The organism is Vreelandella sp. H-I2, from assembly GCF_052959335.1.
Genome location: NZ_JBRAMC010000005.1, coordinates 228,216 through 251,380, shown reverse-complemented (window position 1 = coordinate 251,380; position 23,165 = coordinate 228,216). Strand labels below are relative to the sequence as shown.

At 50.5% G+C, this 23,165-nt stretch carries 21 protein-coding genes; 2 read left to right on the top strand and 19 right to left on the bottom strand.

From position 1 onward, the window contains the following. Positions 1-222: 222 nt before the first annotated feature. The 7 genes from ACUVOF_RS14270 to mdlC all read right to left on the bottom strand — a co-directional run bounded on the left by ACUVOF_RS14270 (position 223) and on the right by mdlC (position 8,700). The gene (locus ACUVOF_RS14270) at positions 223-1,686 is read right to left on the bottom strand and encodes a benzaldehyde dehydrogenase (protein WP_447045008.1); all 1,464 of its coding nucleotides are present in this window, start codon (positions 1,684-1,686) and stop codon (positions 223-225) included. Between the two features lie 35 nt (positions 1,687-1,721). After that, positions 1,722-3,200, bottom strand: a complete 1,479-nt coding sequence (locus ACUVOF_RS14265) for a tripartite tricarboxylate transporter permease (protein ID WP_447045007.1) — start codon at positions 3,198-3,200, stop codon at positions 1,722-1,724. Positions 3,201-3,223: 23 nt separating this feature from the next. After that, a complete protein-coding gene (locus ACUVOF_RS14260) occupies positions 3,224-3,697 on the bottom strand; it encodes a hypothetical protein (protein WP_447045006.1) in 474 nt (157 codons plus the stop codon). Positions 3,698-3,770: 73 nt separating this feature from the next. Then, the gene (locus tag ACUVOF_RS14255) at positions 3,771-4,730 is read right to left on the bottom strand and encodes a tripartite tricarboxylate transporter substrate binding protein (RefSeq protein WP_447045005.1); all 960 of its coding nucleotides are present in this window, start codon (positions 4,728-4,730) and stop codon (positions 3,771-3,773) included. 56 nt (positions 4,731-4,786) lie between these two features. Continuing rightward, a complete protein-coding gene (locus tag ACUVOF_RS14250; RefSeq protein WP_447045004.1) occupies positions 4,787-5,938 on the bottom strand; it encodes a mandelate racemase/muconate lactonizing enzyme family protein in 1,152 nt (383 codons plus the stop codon). Positions 5,939-5,959: 21 nt separating this feature from the next. Further along, the gene (locus ACUVOF_RS14245; protein WP_447045003.1) at positions 5,960-7,102 is read right to left on the bottom strand and encodes an alpha-hydroxy-acid oxidizing protein; all 1,143 of its coding nucleotides are present in this window, start codon (positions 7,100-7,102) and stop codon (positions 5,960-5,962) included. A gap of 2 nt (positions 7,103-7,104) precedes the next feature. Next, positions 7,105-8,700, bottom strand: a complete 1,596-nt coding sequence (gene mdlC, locus ACUVOF_RS14240) for a benzoylformate decarboxylase (protein WP_447045002.1) — start codon at positions 8,698-8,700, stop codon at positions 7,105-7,107. 115 nt (positions 8,701-8,815) lie between these two features. Between mdlC and ACUVOF_RS14235 the strand changes: the two genes are divergently transcribed. Beyond that, positions 8,816-9,715, top strand: coding sequence for a LysR family transcriptional regulator (locus ACUVOF_RS14235; protein ID WP_447045001.1), 900 nt, complete (start codon positions 8,816-8,818; stop codon positions 9,713-9,715). Between the two features lie 328 nt (positions 9,716-10,043). On the opposite strand, the gene ACUVOF_RS14230 is transcribed toward ACUVOF_RS14235, so the two are convergent. From ACUVOF_RS14230 to salA, 10 genes are all read right to left on the bottom strand, one after another. Beyond that, a complete protein-coding gene (locus ACUVOF_RS14230; RefSeq protein WP_447045000.1) occupies positions 10,044-11,288 on the bottom strand; it encodes a benzoate/H(+) symporter BenE family transporter in 1,245 nt (414 codons plus the stop codon). A 71-nt stretch (positions 11,289-11,359) separates the two neighbouring features. Further along, entirely contained in the window at positions 11,360-12,145 is a 786-nt protein-coding gene (benD, locus tag ACUVOF_RS14225; RefSeq protein WP_447044999.1) for a benzoate diol dehydrogenase BenD, read from the bottom strand. Next, entirely contained in the window at positions 12,142-13,167 is a 1,026-nt protein-coding gene (gene benC, locus ACUVOF_RS14220) for a benzoate 1,2-dioxygenase electron transfer component BenC (protein WP_447044998.1), read from the bottom strand. The genes benD and benC overlap by 4 nt, the downstream gene beginning before the upstream one ends. Positions 13,168-13,191: 24 nt before the next feature. Then, a complete protein-coding gene (gene benB / locus ACUVOF_RS14215) occupies positions 13,192-13,680 on the bottom strand; it encodes a benzoate 1,2-dioxygenase small subunit (RefSeq protein ID WP_447044997.1) in 489 nt (162 codons plus the stop codon). 33 nt (positions 13,681-13,713) lie between these two features. After that, positions 13,714-15,081 (bottom strand): Rieske 2Fe-2S domain-containing protein, encoded by a 1,368-nt coding sequence (locus ACUVOF_RS14210; RefSeq protein WP_447044996.1) that lies wholly within the window; start codon positions 15,079-15,081, stop codon positions 13,714-13,716. Between the two features lie 89 nt (positions 15,082-15,170). Further along, positions 15,171-16,142, bottom strand: a complete 972-nt coding sequence (gene catA, locus ACUVOF_RS14205; protein WP_447044995.1) for a catechol 1,2-dioxygenase — start codon at positions 16,140-16,142, stop codon at positions 15,171-15,173. 66 nt (positions 16,143-16,208) lie between these two features. Further along, complete coding sequence (gene catC, locus ACUVOF_RS14200) at positions 16,209-16,499, bottom strand: muconolactone Delta-isomerase (RefSeq protein ID WP_447044994.1); 291 nt, start codon at positions 16,497-16,499, stop codon at positions 16,209-16,211. Between the two features lie 70 nt (positions 16,500-16,569). Then, on the bottom strand, positions 16,570-17,688 hold the full coding sequence (locus ACUVOF_RS14195) for a muconate/chloromuconate family cycloisomerase (RefSeq protein ID WP_447044993.1): 1,119 nt from the start codon (positions 17,686-17,688) through the stop codon (positions 16,570-16,572). 542 nt (positions 17,689-18,230) lie between these two features. After that, positions 18,231-19,403, bottom strand: a complete 1,173-nt coding sequence (locus ACUVOF_RS14190; RefSeq protein WP_447044992.1) for an ABC transporter substrate-binding protein — start codon at positions 19,401-19,403, stop codon at positions 18,231-18,233. Positions 19,404-19,476: 73 nt separating this feature from the next. After that, complete coding sequence (gene salA / locus ACUVOF_RS14185; protein WP_447044991.1) at positions 19,477-20,769, bottom strand: salicylate 1-monooxygenase; 1,293 nt, start codon at positions 20,767-20,769, stop codon at positions 19,477-19,479. A 205-nt stretch (positions 20,770-20,974) separates the two neighbouring features. Between salA and ACUVOF_RS14180 the strand changes: the two genes are divergently transcribed. Continuing rightward, positions 20,975-21,880 carry a LysR family transcriptional regulator gene (locus ACUVOF_RS14180; RefSeq protein WP_447044990.1) on the top strand — a complete coding sequence of 302 codons (906 nt, stop codon included), beginning with the start codon at positions 20,975-20,977 and terminating at the stop codon, positions 21,878-21,880. A 6-nt stretch (positions 21,881-21,886) separates the two neighbouring features. Here ACUVOF_RS14180 and ACUVOF_RS14175 read toward each other — a convergent pair whose 3' ends face one another. Then, positions 21,887-22,294: a nuclear transport factor 2 family protein gene (locus ACUVOF_RS14175; RefSeq protein ID WP_447044989.1), complete on the bottom strand. Its 408-nt coding sequence runs from the start codon at positions 22,292-22,294 to the stop codon at positions 21,887-21,889. Between the two features lie 38 nt (positions 22,295-22,332). Beyond that, positions 22,333-23,154: a 3-keto-5-aminohexanoate cleavage protein gene (locus tag ACUVOF_RS14170; RefSeq protein WP_447044988.1), complete on the bottom strand. Its 822-nt coding sequence runs from the start codon at positions 23,152-23,154 to the stop codon at positions 22,333-22,335. Positions 23,155-23,165 lie beyond the last annotated feature (11 nt).

Genomic DNA, 23,165 nt, shown 5'->3' with positions numbered 1-23,165 from the left:
GCGGTTTTCGCGAGGCATAACGTTCATCTGCTCCGCTCCAAAGCAGTAGTCATTAATTTCAACTTGCGACAAAAGGATAAAGGGACTGTGAAACGCAAGGCAGGACAACAAAAGACCCGCACCGGGAAAGCAGGTGCGGGTCAAGGAGGAAACATTCTCAAAAAATATGACTTCTAACCTCCTGATCTAGCATTGTGGCCATTTTTGAAAAGCAGCGCGTACCTAGAAAGGATAGGAGATAGGAGTATCCATCACACTAACCCATTGGGATTGTGTAAATTCTTCTAGATTGGAAGGGCCGCCAAATCGTCCTGAGTTCCCTGAGTCTCCGAAGCCGCCGAAAGGAACGTGGAACTCATTATTAACGGTTTGATCATTAATGTGGATCATGCCTGCAGGCACTCTGTCCGCAAGCTTCATAGCTCGGCCTATCGAACGGGAATGAATGGCCGCAGCTAGACCGTAAGGTGAAGCCGCTATCATCTCTACCAGTTCATCTTCACTAGAGAAAGTGATTACTGGCGCCACCGGTCCAAATAACTCCTGCTGACAAGCAGGCATATCGATACGAATATTACTTAGCACAGTGGGTCGATAAAACTGATCATGGCTGTGGCCACCGGTGACTAGCGTAGCGCCAGCATCTACAGAACCAGCAATGATGTTATTAATTTTTTCAAGCTGACTTGCGTTAATTAACGGTCCAATATCTGATGCGCCAAGATAGGGATCCGCTACCCTAAGGCGCTTGGCACGTTCAGCTAAGCGGTGGATATACTCATCTGCAACGCTCTCGTGAACGAAATGTCTACCAGACTGCATGCAAATTTGGCCCTGATGAAGATAGGCACCCCAAGCGCCATGGGAAGAAGCCGCCTCAATATCTGCATCATCAAGCACGATAAACGCATTATTCCCTCCCAGCTCCAAGGCGGACTTTTTGAGTAACTCTCCACACGTCCTGCCTATCTTTTTTCCTACGCTTGTCGAACCAGTGAAAGAAATCATGGCCGTCATTGGATGCTCCACTAACGCTTCACCCGCCTCCGCGCCGCCAGGCAGTACGTGCAGAACGCCAGCAGGCAGTCCTGCCTCTTCAAAAAGCCTAGCGATCAGCAGGCCTCCCGTTACCGCACTCTGAGTATCCGGTTTTAAGACGACGCTGTTGCCCACGGCTAGCGCCGGAGCCACCGAACGCATAGCTAGCAGCAGCGGAAAATTCCATGGCGTGATAACACCGACAACACCTAATGGGATGCGCCGACAGGTATTGCGTCGCCCAGGAATCGTTGAGGGTAAGGTAATACCATCAGGCTGCATCGTCATGGCCGCCGCCATGTTTAATTGCTCATGGGTAGCATAGAGTTCAGCTTCGGCTTTCGGTGCAATAGAGCCGCACTCTCGAATATTCCACTCGATAAATGTATCTTTATGCTGGAGAATCAGCTCAGCTGCTCGGCGTAAAATCTTGCCTCGCTGATCGAACGGTAGGTTGGCCCAATGAGATTGCTGCTTCTTTGCTTCCGTAACGGCTGAGCGAATGTCATCACCACTGCCTAGCGCAATCTTAGCTAAAACGTTGCCTGTCGCTGGTTCAACAACGTCACTGGCACCCCCTGTGGATTCATGCCAACCATTCAGGTAGATCTTGTTGCTGAACGTTTCTGCGCAAAAGAACTTATTCATTGTAGTTTTTCCTTCTAGTGTTTTTGAGCGATGGATTAGATTTTTGCTTTTCGAATTTGGCCAATCTCAGACCAAACTGCCCATACAGCTGTGATAATAGAGATAACGATAAAAAATAGTGGTATTGGTCGTGTCAGCAGAGGTAAATAGCTACTGCCATATACCACTAACCCGCTGCGTAGATTCTCTTCTGCCATTGGCGTCAAAATAAAGGCAATGATAAATGGGCCAAGTGGAACTTTTGCGCGCACTAAGATGTACCCTAAACAGGCAAAGCCGCACATCGCTATCACGTCAAAAAACCGGCCGGATACTGAGTAGGCGCCAATAAAACAGAAGATAATGATGGGCGGTAACAGCCAAGCTTTATCAACATACATCATCCGGGAAATCAATGGAGTGGCAAACCACATAACCACCAACATGATGAGATTGGCTGAAAGCACGCCTGCAATAATGGTATAGGCGACCCCCGGGTTTTGAACAAACAAGAGAGGACCAGGATTCAGATTATGCATTACCATCGCACCTAGAAGAATAGCGGTCACAACTGAACCAGGTATTCCTAAGGTAATCAGTGGCACCAGAGACCCTACGGTCCCGGCATTATTAGCGGACTCAGCAGCGACGATACCTTCACTGCAACCACTTCCAAACTTTGAGGAATTCTTTGAAAATCCTTTAGCTACGGAATAGGAAGCAATTGAGGCCGTCGTACCCCCAATACCCGGAAGAATACCTATCCAGGTGCCAATAATGGAAGATCTAGCAAAATTCCACAGATTTTCTTTAAAGTCTTTGGCGCTAAAGCTTACTTTGTTAGAACTACGTGCCTTCTGGATCATACTTTCACTTTTTTTACCACTATCGATCATTACTTGACCCAGCACTAAAAGGCCTAGCATAACGGGTAACAAATTAAAGCCATTGTCTAACTCTGCAATGTTAAATGTTAGCCTTAACGACCCTGAAATAGGATCAATACCGGGTAGCGCAAACAAAGCACCAAGCGCTGCTGCAAGAAGTCCGTTCATGAAACTTCCTTTAGAAATAGCAGCAATGAGTGTAAGGGCCACCACGGTCATGGAAAAAATTTCATAGGGACCGAACCGAACCGCTAAGGTCGAAAGCAGTGGCGATAACGTCGTTAACACTAGCCATGCGAACATACCGCCTATAAAGGAAGCGATAACACCAAGTCCCAGAGCACGTGCCGGCTCCCCTCTTTGCGCCATGGGAAAGCCATCTAATGTCGTCATAATGGCCGACTCAGTACCTGGCATTCGCATCAAGGTGGCACTGATTAACCCACCTGTTGTTGAGCCAATGTACATCGCAACCAGCAGTATAAGGGCATCTGTTGCTTGCATGTAATAAGTCATAGGCAGTGCCAGCGCAATCACCATCGCACCTGATAAGCCTGGTATTGAGCCGATTAATATTCCCACCACAGTGCCGAGCAGCACCCACATCGTTCCCGATAGCGAAAAGACTTCAAGATATGCGTCAATCATAATTATCACCTATTAAAATAACGTCAAAAATTGAAATACAAAATATCGGTTACGACGTAATCCAACACGAGTGAGAAAGCCATTAGAGCCACACATTGAACAGCAAAGCTTCTCAATACTTTAGGTCTTTTAAGAAAAGCCATTGCCAATAGCATGAACAGAAATGCACAGATCCAAAACCTAACATTAAACAAACAAACCAAAACTATAAAGATGAGAAAGATAAGTAACATGCAAAAAGATTTGAACAAGCTTAATTGACCTTCCTCATCATCTTCAACGCTTAACAGGGTTTTCTTATCAACAAAAATCCGGAACACTTTTAACGCAACTAGAAAGATAGTAATGGCGGCTATACCACTTGGGAACGCGGCGGCTCCCATAGGCTCGTACATAGGCTCCGGAAGTCCGCTCGCATTGATAAAAATCAATACACCTATCGTCAGCGATAGAATTAAAAAAGTAATTTCATATCTGAGCCTGAATATAGTTATCATTGGGCTCTCCAGGGAGTTGTGTCATAAAGTGGAAGCAGGAGCATACCTACTTCCACTTTTCAATTATTACTAGTTAGTTGGATAAACTACCTTTTACAGTATCAGCTACTTCAACAAATGAAGCATACTCCTTATCGACAAGGTCTCGCAGTTCTTCTCCTCTGACGATCTTCAATACTTCACCGGAATCTGCTAGATATTTATGCACTTCCTCGCTGTTAGCTGCTGCTTCAATGGTATCCGCCAATACGTCAATATGTTCTTGTGGGGTACCAGCAGGTGCCCAGTAACGACGATTTAAACAAGCCGTTACGTCATAACCCTGTTCTTTTGCCGTTGGCACATCCGGCGCAAAGTCATAACGCTCATCCCCTAACACCGCCAGGGGCCGTATTTTTCCCGCTGCTCGCTCTAACCATAAGGGTGAGAGCAACGCCATCTGTGTAAAGCCGCCCTGCAATGAGGTAAACCTAGCTGACGTTGCGCCGACTGGAACAATCGGCCACTGAACCCCTGCTTCGTTCATCAGCTGTACGGAAGGAAAGTGGGTAGCTCCGCCAATATCATCCGCCTGACGGAAATCGCCGGGATTCTCATTAATATCACTAAACATTGCATCTAGATTGGTGTAGGGAGAATCTTCTTTAACAGCAACAAACATACATGCTTCGCTGACTTGTATGATGGGTTCAAAATCTTTTGGCGTGTAATTAACACGTTCAATAGCGGACGCAGCGAACATTTCTTGGTGTATCTGCAAAATGGTATAGCCGTCAGGGTCTGAGGCAAGTAACTGTCGCGTCCCTACAGCGCCACCCGCCCCCGGCGCATTGGCCACTACAATAGGTTCCGGGAGTAGATTGTTGTTATTAACAGACAGCTGAATAGCACGGGCCAAACCATCAGTTCCACCACCCGCGCCAAAAGGGACAATCAGTCTAATAGGTTGCGTTGGATAGCTCTCCGTTGCGAGACCTGTAGAGGCTGTTGTCATCGCCAACGTTGTTAAGAGAGCAGTCGTAAGAGCTTTCATGATTATGTTCCTATTATTATTAAATGGTTATGTAGCGTTAAGCTAGCACTTAGTGGTTACTTACCCATTCCTCGAGAAGTTGGCATCTTGGCAAGCTCTTTTAATGCATTTTGGTTTAATGTAAAGCCAAGACCTGGCTCATTGGGGGCGTGCAGGAACCCGCTCTCCGGTTTTGGTAAACCATTGAAAATTTGCTCCAAGCATTTGACGGCGAAGATGTGGTACTCGACCATGCCACCGTTTCTTACTCCAGCATGTAGGTGGAGATTATGGAAGGGCCATGCGCCCCCATTGTCTATGCCAGTGTTAAAAGCTTCTGCCATACCCGCAATTTTAACGCACTGTGTATACCCCCCACTAATGGCTACATTGGGTTGCAGAATATCCAAAGAGTCGTTGAGCAGTAGCTGCTTGAATTTTGATGATTGCCCTTCATTCTGGCCGCCTGCTAATGGAATGCGAGTTCGAGACCTTAACTGGTTTAGCTGCTGAGGATCATTACCGATTAAAGGCTCTTCAAAGAAAGAGATATTGTATTCTTCAACCCGTTCAGCCAACCAAGCAGCATGGTAAGGGTCAAGGTTACAGTTGGCATCAATGAAAATTTCAGCCTCTTCGCCTATTGCCTCCCTGAGGGTTTGGACTCTGCTGATATCGTTACGAACGGCTTCTAATACCGGCCTGGGCTCGTCGCGGCGTTTAAGTGCATTGTGGCCCACAACCATTTTAAACTTGTTAAACCCTTCTGCCTGCCAGGTTTGTGCGACCTCCACCAACTGATCGTTATCAAAGAAGTCGAAACCGATGGTCGCATAGGTGATGACTTTTTCGCGGGCACCTCCTAATAGCTTCCAGATTGGCTGACGTACCGCCTGACCCTTGATATCCCATAAAGCAATGTCAACAGCTGCTATCGCGTGGCAGGCATAACCTGATTGGCCGCGTGGCGTCAGCAACCAATATAATTTATTCCAGACTCTATCTGTACAAAGAGGATCGTCACCGTTTATTGCGGGTGCAATAATATTATTAATGGTAAACGCGACGACTTCTTCTTCCGTTATAGCCGTCATACCGACGCCGACTAGACCATCATCCGTGGTTATCTCTACCACGCAGATACCTAGTGTGGCTTTTTTAGTTTTCCCACAGGAGGAAAATTCTGCTGGCACATTAACAGCTGTCGCTTTGACATCTACAATTTTCATAAATTAAATACTCCTACTGTTTTATTTTTGAAAGGCGTGTTCAACTAAACTGCTGGTTAATTGATTCACTTTGGAGCAACCCAGTTGCTTCATGCATCCTTCAAACTCCTCTTTGAGAATAGTCAGCGCTTTAAAAGCCCCCTCCTCGCCCGCCGCAGCGAGTCCGTAAAGAACAGCACGGCCAATTAATACTGAGGAAGCCCCCAGCGCTTTAGCTTTGGCAATATCTCGTCCCCGGCGAATTCCCCCATCCATTAAAATACGCCCGTCTAGAGTTTGAGAGCTTATTTTTGCAAGTGCATCCACAGGACTAATCGTTGTATCTAGCTGCCGTCCACCATGATTTGAAAGAACGACACCATCAATGCCATATTGCTGACATTTATCAATATCTTCCTGGTGTAGTATGCCCTTTAAAATGATTTGGCCTGGCCACAAGTCGCGGATTATCGCTAAATCATCCCAGGTAAAGCCGGCATCCATAGATCGACGAAGTAAAGCAGCCCGAGCCTCGGGAGAAAGCTCCTCACTGGCTAAGTTGCCAAGTTTAGGAGTGCCATGCTTTAAGTAATCCATTGTCCAAGCCGGATGGGTGATACCATCGAGAATCGTTTTTAGGTTGTAGCGCATGGGTAAACCAAAACCATTCTTCAAGTCCCTTTCGCGCTTACCGTTAAATACGACGTCTGTCGTAATAACCAGCTTGCTGTAATCCAAACTTTTTGCTCGTTTAACCAAGCTGGTTGCTAGCGTCTTCTCGATTACATACAACTGAAACCAGCGCTCTCCGTCGGTGTGCGCGGCGACATTTTCAAGCGAGTCATTTGAAGCAGTCGACAACACGAAGGGAATACCCGCGCGAGCGGCAGCACGGGCCAACGCTATATCACCATTTGGCCAAAATAGTGAATTCAGGCCAGTCGGGGCGACTACGCCAGGAAATGACGCTGGACTACCTAGAATCTCAGTTGCCGGATCAACTGTTGAAAGGTCGACTAAGCGGCGCGGCTTGAATTTCCACCGATCATAACTGGTGTTATTTTCAATTAAATCGCGCTCATCTTCTGCTCCACCCTCAAGATAATCAAAGACGATCTTAGGAAGCCGAGCACGAGCCGCCAGTCGCATTTCTTTTATATTGTATATTTTTTTTATGCGCGACATCCTTAAACTCTCTCAATAGTAGCTTCGATGAGTACTGGCGCATTACTATTAATAGCGTTATCGAAAACTTGAGAAAATTCTGCGCGAGTAGAAACTCTATGCGCCGCAATGCCGTAACCTGCCGATAGCTGAATAAAATCGACGCCATCTATCTCTATACCCGGCACATTCTGAATCTTGAATTGTTGGCTAAACCACTTTAACGCGCCATAGCCGCTGTTATTAATAATGATGAAAATGACAGGAATCTGATAACGTGCCGCTGTCCATAATGACGATATGCTGTAGTGGGCGGAACCATCACCTATAAAAGCAACGACGGGTCGCGTCGGGTCAGCCAGCTTTACACCGAGTGCAGCCGGCATGGCAAATCCAAGCCCGCCGGCAGCGGCGAAGTAGTAGCTGCCTGGCTCCTCCATGCCTACTCTTTCCCATAATGTAGCGATTGTAGAGGTAGCTTCATTTAAATAGACCGTATTACACGGTGCGATAGCATCGACGATGTCGAATATTGCACTACATTCAAGCTGGCTGTGATCAACCTCAACGCGCTGGATAGGTTTACGAAAATCAGGACATTCGCCTGCCCGCGCCGCCACACGCTTTATCAAACAAGAAAGGACGGCATCCACATTAGCAACGACGGCATCACCGACGGGCGATCTAGCTGCCTCTTGAGCATCCCCTGTCACCAAGAACAGTTGCGAATTTTCCGGTAAAAGGGCACCCGGATCATTCTGGTGATAACGGAATACCGGCCCGCCAAGCACTAAAATCAGGTCATGCCCATGCAGTTTTTGTGCAAGGCTTGCCTCACCAGCAGGAAGAATACCTGCGAAACAGTGATGATTGGTCGGGAACGGGCATCGTGGTGCCGATGGCGCTACCCACACCGGAGCATGCAGCTTATCGGCGAGTAACGCCGCTTTACTGTTGCAGCGCAACGCGTCGACTTCGGGGCCCAGCACTAGTACTGGATTGGAAGCTTTTGCAAGCGCCGCTAGCAATGGCTCGAGTTCGTCTAGGGAGGGAGCACCAAAATGAACAACTTTGCGTGTTGCTAAGTGCAGCGCATCATGGGCAATAGGCTGATCCCAGTCGTCATAGGGAATAGAAACATAGACAGGACCCTTAGCAGGCGACATAGCTAAGTGAAGTGCACGACTAATGGCATGGGGCACCTCTTGAGCACTAAGTGGTTCGTAACTATCTTTCACTAGTGGCATTGGTAACATGACTGCACTTGAATTTTTTAACAATGGGTCGGAATACACCATCGTCCGCGCCTGTTGGCCAGCAGTCACCACTAGCGGGGCATGTGAATTAACTGAGTTGCTTAGAGCCCCCATAGCATTACCAGTACCTGCCGCGGCATGCAGGTTAACGAAACCTGGTAACCCTGTAGCCTGAGCGTATCCTTCAGCCATACCTATTGCGACGCCTTCATGCAGGCACAGAATATAATCAAAGTCCTCTGGAAACTCTTTGAGAAAATTGAGCTCGTTGGAGCCAGGGTTTCCAAATACCTTGTTAACACCATGCTCTCTAAGTATTTGATAAACAGAATCTTTTACAGTTGAATACGAAGTATTTTTCACTAGAATTAATCTCATTTATTTTATTTAATCTCAACATATCACCGGCTATTAATTTGAACAAATAAATACTTTTTGGTACTTTATATAGATATCATCTATATCAAGGAAGGCCCTGATGAGTCCAAAAGTTGACTTAAACCTTATTAAGATTTTTTTGGCAATATATGAAACAGGAAGCGTAAGTGGAGCGGCAAAAAGGGTTCACCTTACACAGCCATCAATTAGCTATTCATTATCCCGACTGCGTTCTCTTTTGCATGACCCCTTGTTTCATCGGACACGAGATGGAATGCAGCCAACTTTTTCGGCAGATAAACTTTACGAAACGTTCCGCACTTCTTTAATGAATATTGAACTTGCAATCGCATCGACCAGGGAATTCAACCCCCTAATATCCCGACGAACTTTTAGAATTGCTCTATCAGACTTAGGAGAAGTTTTCCTTCTGCCTATATTAATGAAAAAACTTCGTACTCTAGCACCTAACATTTCCATTGAAGTAGTCTCTATGGAAGTAAATAAAGTTGAGGATTGGCTATTAAAAGGGCGTATCGATGCAGCCGTTGGAAACCTAACCTTTCTTAAAGGAAAAGTGAATTATTTATCAATTTTTGAAGAATTTTACACTTGTCTTGTCTGCGCAAAACACCCAAGAATCGGCAAGCAACTTACATTGGATCAGTTCCTCAATGAGCATCATGTAAGCGTATCACGAACAACAGGGCATTCAATTGTTGAAGATATACTAAAGGAAATAGAAATTTCTCGCCACGTATCACTTAAGATTCCACACTTTTCAGTATTACCTAGCATTATACCCGACAGCGAAGTGATTGTTTGTCTACCTAGCAGGGTCGCTGGAATGTTCGCCAAAAACGGAAACACAAGGGTTATGGAGATCCCCTTAGACCTTCCAACGTTTGAAGTTGGCGTTTATTGGGAAAATCAGCTTGAAGATACGGTAGCACAACAGTGGCTCACCCACACTATTCACCGAGAACTTTCAAACATCTAGAACACTAATAAAAATAATATCAACTGATATAGCGATTAGTTGTTAATTTTATTTCAATCGGATTTAACAAGTCACGCTTTAAAAATTCTCATAGTACCCTTTCAAAACTTTAAATGCATTACAAAATAAAAATATTTAAAGCATAATTACAAAGATAAAAGCAACCATACTAGTACTTGGTTAATTTTCATGCTCCTTGGTTTCGCTAGCTTTACAGCTTATTTACTCGACATCTTTATATATACCATTCTTAAAAAAGACCCGTACTGCAAAAGCACCCACGGGCCAAGGAGGTTACCTATAACCAATTTAAAAATACGGCTTAACGTTAGCTGATTTTGTTAGCAGCCTGACGGGTAAAAATAAACTCGAAGTCCTTGGTTTCAAAGATGGCCGAGACAACAATGCCCAAGACTAATGCCCAGAACGTGGCCCCTATTCCGAGAATCTGAATACCGGATGCGGCAATCAGAAAAGCGAACAACGCGCCTATTTCGTGCTTCTTTCCAGAAAAAGCGATAGCCATTGACGAGGTGATCACACGCATGAGTGCCAACCCAGCGATAATGGCAATAAAGTAGCGCGGTGTTGCCTCCAGTAGGCTGACTACGTAACCGTAGAAAGGCGCGGCGACCACGAAGATAGCCCCGGCAATCACCGCCGCGACCCAACGCTTGTCATGACTCCCCGCCTCCGGCGAAGCGCAAACACCGGTCATCGGCGCCGCGATACAAGTGCTATGTAGATTGAAAAATGACGACACCATGGTACCTAAGCCACCCACGGCGGTAATCGCGTTAGCCGGGGCATCTTTGTAGCCCATGCCTTTCACTAAGCCGACACCTGCCGGTGTTTCCATACCGACCAAAATAATGGCAAGTGGAAGACCATAGGTTAGAAAAGCCCCAAGAGTAAACTCAGGCACGATGAACTCAGGAAAGCGGATCGTTGCTTCGATACCAGACAGGTCAACGCCGGTTGCCATCAAGTACAGAATGCCTGCCAGCATCGCCACAATCAGCGGTGGAATCTTACGAAACAGCCGTGCAGAGATAAAGAAAGCCAGGATCATGATAGAGGCTGGCACAATGGCACTCTCCAGCGGCTTTACCATGTTGAGGCCAAAACTAAGCAGCATACCGCCTACCATGCCCATTACTATCGGCATCGGTATCAAACGCATGACGATGCCCATCACACCGGTAACACCAGCGACCAGCGTGATAGCCCCTGCAATCAAACTTGCTCCTAAGGCGGCCTCTAAACCTATTACAGGAATGACCGCTGCAAACATTAACGCTCCGGGGATGGAGTTCGCCATCGGGAGCGGCAAGCGGTAGTAAGCGGGCATGAAAAGCCCAAACAAGCCATTGATCATCAGGTAGCTGATGACCCATATCATAATAAAGGAAGAGTCGAGGCCAGCAGAGGTGCCGGCGCTAATGTGAACGACCCCAACGCTGAGCCCTAAAATTCCCGCGACTAAGCCTGTACTGGCATTGTCAGCATTGAGGTCACGCAGGAAATCGCGGGGCGCATACCTTAGGCTGACGCCTTTCTCAATATGTTTCACGGTTTGCTCCAGGGAATTACTGTATTTAGAGTTACCATTGATACTTCTTTAGCGTTGCCTTAGATGATTTGCTAATAGCCCTGGTCGCCACCGCCCACTGGCAGCACGCTGCCGGTGATGTAGCTCGCCTCATCGGAGGCCAGGAACAGAATCGGCGCGGCCATCTCGTCGAGCGTGCCGTAGCGTTTCATCAGGCAACTCTGCTTGGTCTGGTCGATATGCGCCTGGAACCATGCCCGTTCGGTATCGTTGCTAGGCTCGGGCGTGCCGCGGGAGATCCGGCGCGGCGGTGCTTCGGTGCCCCCGATGGCAGCAGCCGCCACGCGGATGCCAGCATCAGCGTACTCGAAGGCCAGCGACTCGGTCAGCGCATTGACACCTCCCTTGGCCGCCGAGTAAGGGATCCGATGGATGCCCCGCGCCGCCACTGAAGAAACATTGACGATCACGCCGCTGCCCTGCGCTACCATGGTTGGCAGTGCTGCGCGACAGCACCAAAGCGTAGGCATTAAAGAGCGATTGATCTCTGCGGTAATTTGCGCTTCAGTAAACTCGGTAAAAGGCTTGAAGTTAATCGCACCGCCTACGTTGTTAACCAGAATATCGATACGTCCAAAGTGAGAGAGCGTCTCCTGCATCACTTTATCGGCACCTTCCCAGGTCTCCATATCCGCTTGTACCGCGATCACTTCACACCCCTGCTGGCTGATTCCAGCCACCACTTCATGGATGTAATCAGCGCGATCTACCAGAACTAAACGTGCCTCTTCCGCGGCTGCGCGCTCAGCAACTCGCTGCCCAATTCCTTGAGCAGCACCGGTAATCACCATTACTTTACCTTGAAAGCGGTGTGTCATGATGCGCTCCCTGCTTCGTTGGGGGTGAACTTCTCATAGTGGAAGCTTTGCGGCTCAATCCCTTCAGCGTCGAAGTACTTGAGAACGGCATCTACCATCGGGGGTGGACCACATAAGTAAACGTCGACATCGCCGTCATGCATTACGCTGGCGTCCATATGGTGCGTCACATACCCTTTACGCGGATGTTCGCTGGCTTCGTCGACTACGACGGTGGAATAACTGAAGCTTGGTAATTTCTCGGCGAAGGCATCTAGTGCGTCGGTTTTGACCAGATGATCATCTTTATTGGCACCGTAAATCATATGTATCGGCGCATCACAGCCCTTCTCGACCATCTGTTCAAGCATGGAGAGGAACGGCGCCAAGCCCGTGCCGCCAGCCAACATAAGGACCGGTCGCGTCACTTCGCGTAGATAGAAGCTACCCAGCGGACCGGTCAGCGTAAGCTTGTCGCCCACCGCCGCACGCTCAGTCAAGTAACTACTCATTACCCCATGGGGAATATTACGAATTAAAAAAGTGGCGCGCTTATCACCGGGCTGTGAGCTAAAGGAATAGGAGCGGTGTACCTCAGTACCAGGAACATCAATATGGATGTACTGACCCGGTAAAAAGGCGAGGCCCTCTTCATCATCCAGATCGACCGCCAGTTCAATGCTGTCTTCGGAGAGCTGCTCAACCGCTGCTATCGTGCCCTCGAATTTGCCCACCTGTGTTTTACACAGCGTGGAGGCGACCGGCACTTGGATAACGCAGTCCGAAGAAGGCACCATTTGGCAAGTAAGTACCTGCCCTTCAGCGGCCTCCTCATCAGAAAGCGCGTCCTCTAGGTACTCATCGCCCATGTCGAATTCGCCCTGCTCGCAATGCCCCTTGCAGGTACCGCACACGCCGTCCGAGCAGTCCATCGGCAGGTTCACTTTCTGCCGGTACGCGGCATCAAGTACGGTTTCTCCCTCTTTACAGCCAATAAAGCGGGTCACGCCGTCTTCAAAATTGAGGGCAATGGTATAACTCATGATGAAATCTCCTCTCCCATCCGGTCACACGTGATAAACGTCGATAACCTGATGGATATAGTCGTTATTCAGCTGCACGACCTTTCTTGTGATCAACGGACTCTCTCCCGACACGTCCAGGGTGTAGAACGAGGTGCCGAAGAAGCTGTCGGTCTTCTTGTAACGGTGGTTCAGCGTGTGCCAGTTAAACCGTAGGTTTACCGTGTCACCCTCTTGCGACAGGATTTCCAGGTTGGTGATCTGATGGGTGGTGCGCGGTTCCGGCGTGCTCGCCCCGCTGCGCTCGGTCTTGATCCGATACACCCGGTCTTCCAGCCCTTCGCGGTTGGGGTAGTAGATCAGCGAGATTTCGCTGTGCGGGTCGCGTGTCAGTTGATCATCATCATCCCAGGCCGGCATCCAGAACTCGGCGTCCTTACGGTATAACGTGAGCCACTCATCCCATTCCCGGTCGTCCAGCAGACGCGCTTCGCGGTATAGGAAGGCTTGGATCTCGTGATAGCTAATGCTCATGTCACTTCTCTCCTCTCGTCAGGCGCGGGGCGCTTAGGCGGACGCGGTGGCGATAAACTGACTGCGCTCTTTGTTGATGGCGCGCAGCATTTCGTCGACCCAGTGCTTGTGGTGCAGCACGTAGAGCCCTTCGTCTTCCGGCGAGGCGCCACTGAGCAGGGGTTTCATGTCGATCGCTTGGGCCGTTTCGTCGGCGCCTTCGATCCACTGTTGGGCCCCGCGGGAGAGGTCGTTCCATTCGGCCAGGGCGCCGTTGTAACCTTCCTGACAGGCGCGGAACTCTTCGAGGTCGTCGGGCGTGCCCATGCCGGAGACGTTGAAGAAGTCTTCGTACTGGCGGATACGCACACGCCGGTCCTCGGCGGATTCGCCTTTGGGCGCGAAGCAGTAAATCGTCACTTCGGTCTTGTCCACGGCGATGGGACGGATCACGCGGATTTGCGTGGAGAACTGGTCCATCAGGTAGACGTTGGGGTAGAGGCAGAGGTTGCGCGTCTGGTTGACGATCGAGTCGGCGCGGGCGTCGCCCAGCTGCTCCTGGATCCAGTCCTTATGTTGATAGACCGGACGGACTTCCGGGTTGAGCAATCGGGTCCACAGCATCATGTGGCCGTTGTCGTAGGAGTAGAAGCCGCCTTTGCTCTTCGACCAGCCGTCGGCGTCCACCGCTTTGGTGCCGCCGGCGTCGTAGTTGCGGCGCTCCATGGTGGAGGCGTAGTTCCAGTGCACGGAGCTGACGTGGTAACCGTCGGCGCCGTTTTCGGCCTGCAGTTTCCAGTTGCCGGTGTAGGTGTAGGACGAGGTGCCGCGCAGGATCTCCAGGCCTTCGGGGGCTTGATCGACGATGTTGTCGATGACCTTGGTGGTTTCGCCCAGGTGTTGTTCGAGCGATTGAACGTCGTCGCTCAGGCTGCCGAACAGGAAGCCTTTGTAGTTCTCAAAGCGTGGCAGGCGCTTGAGGTTGTGGGAGCCGTCCTGTTTGAACTGGTCGGGATAGGCGCCGTTCTTTTCGTTCTTGGCTTTGAGCAGTTGGCCGTCGTTTTTGAACGTCCAGCCGTGGAACGGGCAGGTAAACGTGCCTTTGTTGCCGCGTTTGCGGCGACACAGCGTGGCGCCACGGTGGGCGCAGGCGTTGATCAGGCCGTGCAGTTCACCCTGCTTGTCGCGGGTGATAATGATCGGTTGGCGACCCATGGTGACGGTCATGTAGTCACCCGGCTCGGCGACCTGGCTCTCGTGGGCCAGGAACAGCCAGTTGCCTTCGAAGATGTGCTTCATCTCCAACTCGAAGAAGGCGGGGTCGGTGAACATGCTGCGGTGGCAGCGGAAGATGCCTTGGGCGGGGTCGTCTTGGACGGCGCCGCGCACGCGGGTTTCGAGCTGATCAAGCTGCGTAGTCATGATCTCTCTCCTCGTATTGATGATGTCGCGCTGATATCTCTTGCGAAGGCGGGCCAAGGGGAAGGCCCGCCTTGCTCAAGGTATGAGGGTTATACCTTGGCGGTACCGGCGAGCTGGCTGGCGAGATCCTGCTCGTCTTCCTTGGCCCGCGGGCGGGCATGACGCACCTGCAGTTCGGGCGCCTCGGCGGGGGCCAGCGCCACATCGAACACCACGTGGGAGTAAGGGCCGTCCAGGTCGCGCTTGGCGATTTCGGCCGGGTCCTCGATCCGCTCGGCGGGGATAACCAGCTCTTCGCGGGTGGCAAAGGCGAAGTCGTCAAAGGTGTAGGGGTCGCCCGCCAGGTTGATCTGGGTGGTCAGGTGCTGGTGACCGGGGGCGGAAACGAAGTAGTGGATATGCGCCGGGCGCTCGCCGTGGCGACCCAGTGATTTGAGCACCACATCGGTCGGTGCGCCTTCGGGCACGCCGTAGCCGGAGGGAATGATGCTGCGCGCCGTGTAGCGGCCGTCACTGTCGGTATAAATCGTGCGGCGCAGGTTGTACTCGGATTGCGAGGGGTCGAAGAACGAGTAGCCGCCCTGGGAGTTGGCGTGCCAGATCTCGACCTTGGCGCCAGCAATCGGGGTACCGTCGACGTCGCGTACCTGGCCGGTCAGCCACATGGTCTCGCCCTCGGTCGCTTCATCGTCCAGGCGGGCAAAGCCTTCGGCTTCCGGGGCACCGGCGACATACAGCGGGCCTTCGATGGTGCGGGGGGTGCCGCCGACGCGCTTGGCTTCAGCGTCAATGGCGTCATGGCGCATATCGAGGAAGTGGTCAAAACCTAGCCCTGGCGAGAGCAGGCCAAACTGGGTCTGGCTACCCAGGGCATTGAGCAGATTAACCCCTGCCCAGTACTCTTCTTCGGTAACGTCGAAGTCGTCGATCAGCTTGAACAGGTCGCCGACCAGGCGATGGACGATCTGCTTGGCACGGTCATTGCCACCGGCTTGGTCAAAACCAGCAACGGTTTTGACGAATTCTTGGACTTCGGGGGTATCGAATATCTTTACGGTCATGGTGAAACTCTCTGTTTGTTATAGAGTGTTGTTGTAGTCATATGATCTGGCGTGTTACGTGGAGAATTAGCTGTCGTCGTCGCGCACTGAAGAGGGGTGCCGACACAGCGGTTTGACACTGATCTCCATATAAGGGAAGAGCGGCAGATTGCTGACCAGCTCTTGCAGCTCGGCGTTGTCTTCGACGTCAAAAATACTGACGTTTGAGTAGCTGCCCGCCACGCGCCACAAGTGGCGCCATTTGCCCTGACGCTGCAGATCTTGGGAATACGCCTTTTCAGTCGCTTTAATGTTAGCCGCTTGCTCGGTTGGCATATCGGTCGGCAATTTAACGGTCATCTCTACTTGAAACAGCATAGGTCTCTCCTCTTTGATCGCGAGCAACGCAAACGTTGGCTTTATTTATGTCGCTTTTATTACGTGACTTTTACTTCCGTGAATAATGCGCCAATTTATCTTCATCTAAGGTAATACCCAGCCCAGCTCCCTGCGGCAGTGCTACCCCGAACTCGGTGAAGTTGAGGGGCTCGATGACAATGTCATCTTTCAACAGCAGCGGGCCGAACATTTCCGTGCCCCAGGCCATTTCCGGTAGTGTCGCCCAGGCGTGAAGTGAGGCGGCCGTTCCGATGGTGCCCTCCAGCAATGTGCCACCATACAAGCCAATCCCCGCTGCCTGAGCGACATGAGCCAGCTCCAGCACACCATGAATCCCCCCAGACTTAGCAATCTTCAAGGCGAAGGCACCGCTAAAGCCGCTACATACAAGATCGAGCCCGTCGCGGGCATCCTGCACGGCCTCGTCAGCGAGCATGGGCACGTTGAAGCGGTTAGCCAAGCGAACTAAGCCGGCATGTTCACGAGCGCCAATGGGCTGTTCAATTAATTCAATACCGGCATCCTGCAGTACCTGAATACCACGGACAGCCGTGGCCTCATCCCAGGCTTGGTTAACATCAACGCGCACGCTGGCACGATCACCCAGCGCCTCTTTTATCGCCGCCACGTGGCGTACATCCTGATCAACCGGATTGGCGCCAATTTTAAGCTTGAAGTCGCAATGTCGACGCTGCTCTAAACGCAGCAGCGCCTCATCAATATCCTTGTCGGTATCGCCGCTAGCCAGGGTCCAAAGCACGGGCAAATGGTCTTGGCATGCGCCGCCGAGCAGTTCGGCAACACTCAACCCAAGACGCTTACCCTGAGCATCCAATAAGGCTGTCTCTAGCGCAGATTTAGCGATCATGTTGCCGCGAGCGTGCCGGTTAAGCCGGGCGCGTAGCTGATGAACGTTGTTAGATGGCTGACCTATCAGCAGAGGGGCTAGGTAAGTATCAATATTGCGCTTAATACTCTCAGGACTTTCTGGCCCATAAGCGAGGCCACCAATAGTGGTGCCTTCGCCGAGCCCTTCGATACCGTCAGAGTGGCGCATGCGCACAATGACCAGGGTTTGGCAAGCCATGGTGGTCATGGAAAGCTTGTGAGGGCGGATGGTCGGCAAATCGACCAGTAATGTCTCAATGTGTTGGATGACGGTTGACATGCAGGCTCCGGCGTCTGGCAATCGTTGACTTGAAGTCAGTTTGATTGCGCTAGGAAGACGGAACCAATATTGTTTAGGTGCTTGGCCATACCGAGGAGGTATCACCAACAGTTAGTAATCGCGATAATTTTAATTTTCAGACATCATTATCCACCTCTTACTTCATCTGCCTTCAAGCTTCACATCTACTTTTATCACAATATTTTATATTTGTTATTAACAGCTTAGGTATAATTCTAGGCCCACAGCAATATGTCATTACACATGGGGCGGCATAATTTATGAGAAACCAACCTGACCTTTTACACTTAATTTCTCTGCTACTAACTATTAACGGATCTGTAAATTTGAAACCCTAAGCTCAAGCGCCACTTACAGAGATAACCTAATTTCCATAAACCATGCTGGATTGAGTATCTTTTGCGACAAAAGAATAAGCCTAGGGATGAGAATGTAGAGGTGACAAAAAGAAAAGTAGCATGACTAACACCTCAGGCGTTAGCCACGCTCCCCATAAGGACCGTTTTTTACTTAGGGCTCACTCACATCTGGCAATCAGTGTCTGGTGACTCAAGTAGCTCATGCGCCACCGATAATACCTCATGGCGACCATCGCGGATCTCGCGCAAGTAGATATTCTGGATGGGGTGGTGTGATTCAGAGAAGCGCAACGGCCCCCGTGGACTCTGTAACTCTACGGCGGCTAGTGCTTCAATTAATGCATCGCGGTCGGTGGTGTCACCTCCTACAGCATCAAGTGCTTGTATGAGCATGGCTCCCGTATCGTATCCATGCACCGCATAGGCATCAGGCATTTCACCGTAAGCCTCTTGATAAGCGGATACGAAACTCTGGTTTTCTTCACTTTCCAGCGTTTCCGCATAGTGCAGCGTCGTCAACACGCCTTCACCTGCGCCTCCCAATGCTGCCAAATTACCTTCGGTCATAAAGCCAGAGCCCAATAAGGGAGTATTTTCTTTAAGTCCGGCCGCAGCGTAGTCACGCACAAAGCTGACGCCACCTCCACCTGCAAAAAAGGTATAAACCGCGTCAGGGTCAAGGCTGGCAATTTGCGTTAAGTAACTTTGAAACTCAGTGCTGGGAAAAGGAACCAAAATTTGTTCGATGATCTCACCACCGGCTTCAGTAAACGCCTCCTCAAAGGCCGCGAGATCCTCTTTGCCACCGGCATAATCCCAAGTAATCGTTACCATCTCACGGTGGCCACGATCGTAGGCAACTTTTCCCATGGGGTAGCTGTCCTGCCACATGTTATGCGAAGTGCGAAAGACGTTGGGCATGCAAAGTTCATTAGTTGCCGCTCCCAAACCGGCATTGGGAATAATAGTAATAGCGCCGGTTTGCTTGGCCACCCGAAGCATCCCCATGGCTACACCAGAGTGAACAGGGCCAATAACAAAATCGACCTTATCGCTGTTCACTAAACGGCTCATATTCTGGGGCGCCTTTGAGGGATTAGCTTCTGAATCAAGCTCAACATACTCGACGTCGCGCCCCCCAAGTTGCCCCTCTTGTTGGTCTATAGCGAGTTTCAAACCATTGGTAATAGCCTCGCCCAGCGCCGTGTAGGTACCCGTATAGGGCAGCATTAAACCTAGCTTTACAGGCTCGCCATCTTCAGCCATCGCGAGTTGCCCTGCCAGCAAAAAGCCTGCCCCAAGTAACGACGTCAGTGTTGTATTATTTGTTTTCATCGTTGCACTCTTTGTTGTAGTTCGTCTTTATAAAAGAAGTTATTGCTTTAAATGAGTAGCTTTTGGTTCACCTTCAGTTCTCGCTTGTTGCAAACTTCAAGCTATTTTTAGCGGCAATCACATCGTCGTGTGGGTCATGATTCCACAGCCACTCGAAGCGGCTTTCCAGATTGTTAATTAGCTCGGCTTCATCGTCACCGATGCCAACACCTGCATATTCGTAGACATCCCCGGCTTCATGCGATGTTCGTTGCACCTTACAGGTACGCGCGTGGCGTACCTGCTCAAAAGCAGACAAGACCTCGCTCACATTGTCGCGATTGCAGCTAACATCGGTTAAAAGGCTGGCCAGTACATAGGCATCTTCCAGTGCCTGACCGGCCCCAGCCCCCTGATGCGGCACCAACGCATGGGCGGCATCACCAACAATCAATACGCGATCACGGTGGTAACGAGCCAATTCAGGTAACTCATGCAGTGCCCAACGTGTTGGCTCAGGAATGCATTCAAGAATCGCTTGGCAGGCGGGGCTCCAGTCCTCGAAAACTTTTAGCATCTCCTCCTGGCTGACGGCTTGAACCCACTCCTCACCTTCCGGCAACGTAGGATTGGGTGTAGAACGATCAGTAATAAAGGCGACAACGTTAACCAATTGCGACTGCTTAACCGGGAACGTCAGGATATGGCGATCTTTACCAAGATACATCTGAGGTACCAGTGCCAGCCGCTTCTCACTGCCTTTTGCCTGTAGGGCCGCCTCTAGCTCGCTGGTAGGAACCATGCCCCGATAAGCGTATGTACCACTCCAAAATGGGGTGATCTCCCCGTACTGCTCTGGGGGTAAGACATGATGGCGTACTGCAGACTTAATACCATCAAAGCCTATTATCACGTCACCGGTAAAGCGTGTACCATCATCAAAGTAGGCCGTTGCGCTATCAGCATCTTGCTGAACTTCAATACAACGCTTGCCGAAGTGAGCGATGCCCTCTGGCAGGTTGGCAACGATAGCATCTAGGAAATCGGCACGGTGTACCGAAGATTGACCAACACCTGGGGCTAGGCTGGCGGTTAGGTAAGTATCATCCCTGCCATGGCGCCATTCAAACCACACATCCTCATAGGGGGCTGGCGACGCGTCGGCAATACGCTGATAGGGAGCCTCCAGACCCAGCCGTTGAATAGCTTTCACCGCATTAGGACCAAAAGAGACCCCAGCACCAATCTCGGAAAACTGCGGAGCGGCTTCAAATAGTTGAACATCGAGGTGACTATCGCGGGATAGCGCGACGGCAAAAGCCACCCCACCGATACCACCACCCACAATACCAATCGAAAGGGTTTTTTGCTCTGTGTTTGCTACCATATTTTCACTCTGCTCGGGGACTTATCATTATCATGTTGAGCGCCAACGCTCTGCCCCTAACGCTATCCATGTGAACACGTAGCTACCACACAGTCTCTTTTATTTAGACTATAAAGGACACTAATAATAAGATGAAACAAAGAGTTAAGATAACTACCTTTAGCGGATATAGACTATTGTCGACCAAACAACCGGGGGCATATTGATGGTTCAGCTTGCCAATATCGACCTCAATTTGCTGGTTGTTTTCGACCTGTTGTATCAAGAGCAAAATACGCAGCGGGTCGCGCTACGCCTAGGCATTACACAACCGGCAGTGAGTCATGCGTTAAAGCGTTTACGCTACTTATTGGATGACGAACTCTTCGAGCGTACCTCTCAAGGGCTCCAGCCAACGCCACGTGCCAGCCAGCTTCATCCCGGCATTGCAGATGCATTAGCAAGAGTGAGTAGCACGCTGAACCTGCAGGACGTTTTTAATCCTGAGCTGAGTGAGCGCACATTTAATCTCAATATGACCGATATTGGAGAAATTGTGTTTCTCCCGCGCTTACTGCAGCACTTCTCGCAAGCAGCACCAGGCGTATCGCTTAATACAGTACGCAGCCACAACAATGACTTGAAATACGAAATGGAAGAGGGCCAGATTGATCTGGCTGTTGGTCTTATTCCTCAGCTTGGTGCTGGTTTCTACCAACAGCGATTATTTGTCCAACGCTATGTTTGCCTCATGCGCCACGATCATCCGCTCGCCACAAGCGATTTTAGCCTAGAGGATTTTCGCACAGCCTCTCATGCCGTCGTTATTGCACAAGGAACCGGCCATGGCATTATCGAAGCACAACTTGCTCGCGCAGGGGTCGATCGTCCTGTCAGGTTAACACTACCGAATTTCGCAGCCGTTCCCTATATTGTCAGTAGCAGCGATCTTGTAGTGACGGTGACCGACAAATTAGCCGAGGCAACGAGAAAGCGCTTCGGGCTAACTGTTCGTGAACACCCTCTAGTGTTCCCTGAAATTGCGATCAACCTCTTCTGGCACCGTCGTTTTCATCAAGACCCCGGCAACCGCTGGCTACGTGGGCTGATGTTTTCCATGTTCTCTGAATAGATGTCATTAGGAGCTGGGCTTTGCCCACGCTGCGCGAGTGCTATGAGCAGCCGTTTTGTTGGTAATCTTCCAAGCGCCGTTGATTTTCAACAGAGCAATCACATCGACCCAAGAATCCTCAAGATTCTCGCTGTTATCAAAGCCTAGCAACACGCTGGCGACTTCCCCAGCCTGCGTCACGGCGATAAAGCGGCTCTTAACCGCGCGGTGGCTAGCCGCCCAGCGCTCGAAACGATCACTAATCAAGTCTGTCGCCAAGGTTCCCTCTGCATCCAGCGCAAAAATCCACGCATCCTGATGAAACGCTTCCTCCAGCTTTTCTCTACCGCCTTGAAAGCCATCCACATAAAGCTGCACGACGCGCTTAATCTCATCGATTTCAGGTGCATTACCCACCACTGTGATATTTGGCATACTTTAACTCCTGCTTATTAACCGTCGGTTTGTATTGTTTATAACCCAAGCATTTCACGCGCCTGGTGCCAGTTAGCTACCGGGCGCTCATACTTTTCGCACAGTGCCACGGTACGCTCGACCAGCGCGGCGTTGGAAGGTGCCAGCATATCGCTGTTCAAGCGCACGTTATCTTCTAGCCCTGTACGAGTATGACCGCCAGCGGCTATCGACCACTCGTTGAGCAGGAATTGGTTGGCACCGATGCCTGCCCCGCACCACTGCGCATCCGGCGCAAGCCGTTTGAGCGTCTCTATATAAAAATCAAAGGTGGGTTTGTCAGCTGGCATGGCGTTTTTAACACCCATGACAAACTGTACGTAGAGCGGTGCTTTCAATTTTCCCTGCTTGGAGAGCGCAACCGCCTGGTGGATATGCGACAAATCAAACGCTTCGATTTCGGGCTTAATGCCGTACTTGAGCATCTCATCGGCAAGCCACTCCACCAGCTGCGGCGGGTTCTCGTAAACACGATTGGGGAAATTGTTGGAGCCCACAGAAAGGCTGGCCATATCGGGCTTGAGCGGTAGCATCCCGCCGCGGGCTTCTCCTGCGCCAGAGCGGCCACCAGTGGAGAGTTGAATTATCATGCCGGGACAGTGTTTTTTGAGCCCTTCCATTAGGCGGCCAAACTTCTCAGGGTCGGAGGAAGGTGTTTGATCATCATTACGCACATGACAATGGGCAATGCTAGCACCCGCCTCAAAAGCGGCCTGTGTGCTTTCAATCTGCTCATCAACCGTGATAGGCACGGCAGGGTTATTTTCTTTGCGGGGTAAGCTACCGGTAATAGCAACGCAGATAATGCAGGGCTGAGACATGGAAAACCTCT

What these genes read in the sequence shown, in the direction of transcription:
- ACUVOF_RS14210 (WP_447044996.1), bottom strand. Translation starts at nt 15,081, where the DNA reads ATGACTACGCAGCTTGATCAGCTCGAAACCCGCGTGCGCGGCGCCGTC.
- ACUVOF_RS14270 (WP_447045008.1), bottom strand. Translation starts at nt 1,686, where the DNA reads ATGAATAAGTTCTTTTGCGCAGAAACGTTCAGCAACAAGATCTACCTG.
- ACUVOF_RS14195 (WP_447044993.1), bottom strand. Translation starts at nt 17,688, where the DNA reads ATGTCAACCGTCATCCAACACATTGAGACATTACTGGTCGATTTGCCG.
- benC (WP_447044998.1), bottom strand. Translation starts at nt 13,167, where the DNA reads ATGAGTTATACCATTGCCCTCAATTTTGAAGACGGCGTGACCCGCTTT.
- ACUVOF_RS14255 (WP_447045005.1), bottom strand. Translation starts at nt 4,730, where the DNA reads ATGAAAGCTCTTACGACTGCTCTCTTAACAACGTTGGCGATGACAACA.
- catA (WP_447044995.1), bottom strand. Translation starts at nt 16,142, where the DNA reads ATGACCGTAAAGATATTCGATACCCCCGAAGTCCAAGAATTCGTCAAA.
- ACUVOF_RS14190 (WP_447044992.1), bottom strand. Translation starts at nt 19,403, where the DNA reads ATGAAAACAAATAATACAACACTGACGTCGTTACTTGGGGCAGGCTTT.
- ACUVOF_RS14250 (WP_447045004.1), bottom strand. Translation starts at nt 5,938, where the DNA reads ATGAAAATTGTAGATGTCAAAGCGACAGCTGTTAATGTGCCAGCAGAA.
- ACUVOF_RS14245 (WP_447045003.1), bottom strand. Translation starts at nt 7,102, where the DNA reads ATGTCGCGCATAAAAAAAATATACAATATAAAAGAAATGCGACTGGCG.
- ACUVOF_RS14180 (WP_447044990.1), top strand. Translation starts at nt 20,975, where the DNA reads ATGGTTCAGCTTGCCAATATCGACCTCAATTTGCTGGTTGTTTTCGAC.
- ACUVOF_RS14265 (WP_447045007.1), bottom strand. Translation starts at nt 3,200, where the DNA reads ATGATTGACGCATATCTTGAAGTCTTTTCGCTATCGGGAACGATGTGG.
- benD (WP_447044999.1), bottom strand. Translation starts at nt 12,145, where the DNA reads ATGACACACCGCTTTCAAGGTAAAGTAATGGTGATTACCGGTGCTGCT.
- ACUVOF_RS14175 (WP_447044989.1), bottom strand. Translation starts at nt 22,294, where the DNA reads ATGCCAAATATCACAGTGGTGGGTAATGCACCTGAAATCGATGAGATT.
- salA (WP_447044991.1), bottom strand. Translation starts at nt 20,769, where the DNA reads ATGGTAGCAAACACAGAGCAAAAAACCCTTTCGATTGGTATTGTGGGT.
- ACUVOF_RS14260 (WP_447045006.1), bottom strand. Translation starts at nt 3,697, where the DNA reads ATGATAACTATATTCAGGCTCAGATATGAAATTACTTTTTTAATTCTA.
- ACUVOF_RS14170 (WP_447044988.1), bottom strand. Translation starts at nt 23,154, where the DNA reads ATGTCTCAGCCCTGCATTATCTGCGTTGCTATTACCGGTAGCTTACCC.
- ACUVOF_RS14235 (WP_447045001.1), top strand. Translation starts at nt 8,816, where the DNA reads ATGAGTCCAAAAGTTGACTTAAACCTTATTAAGATTTTTTTGGCAATA.
- catC (WP_447044994.1), bottom strand. Translation starts at nt 16,499, where the DNA reads ATGCTGTTTCAAGTAGAGATGACCGTTAAATTGCCGACCGATATGCCA.
- benB (WP_447044997.1), bottom strand. Translation starts at nt 13,680, where the DNA reads ATGAGCATTAGCTATCACGAGATCCAAGCCTTCCTATACCGCGAAGCG.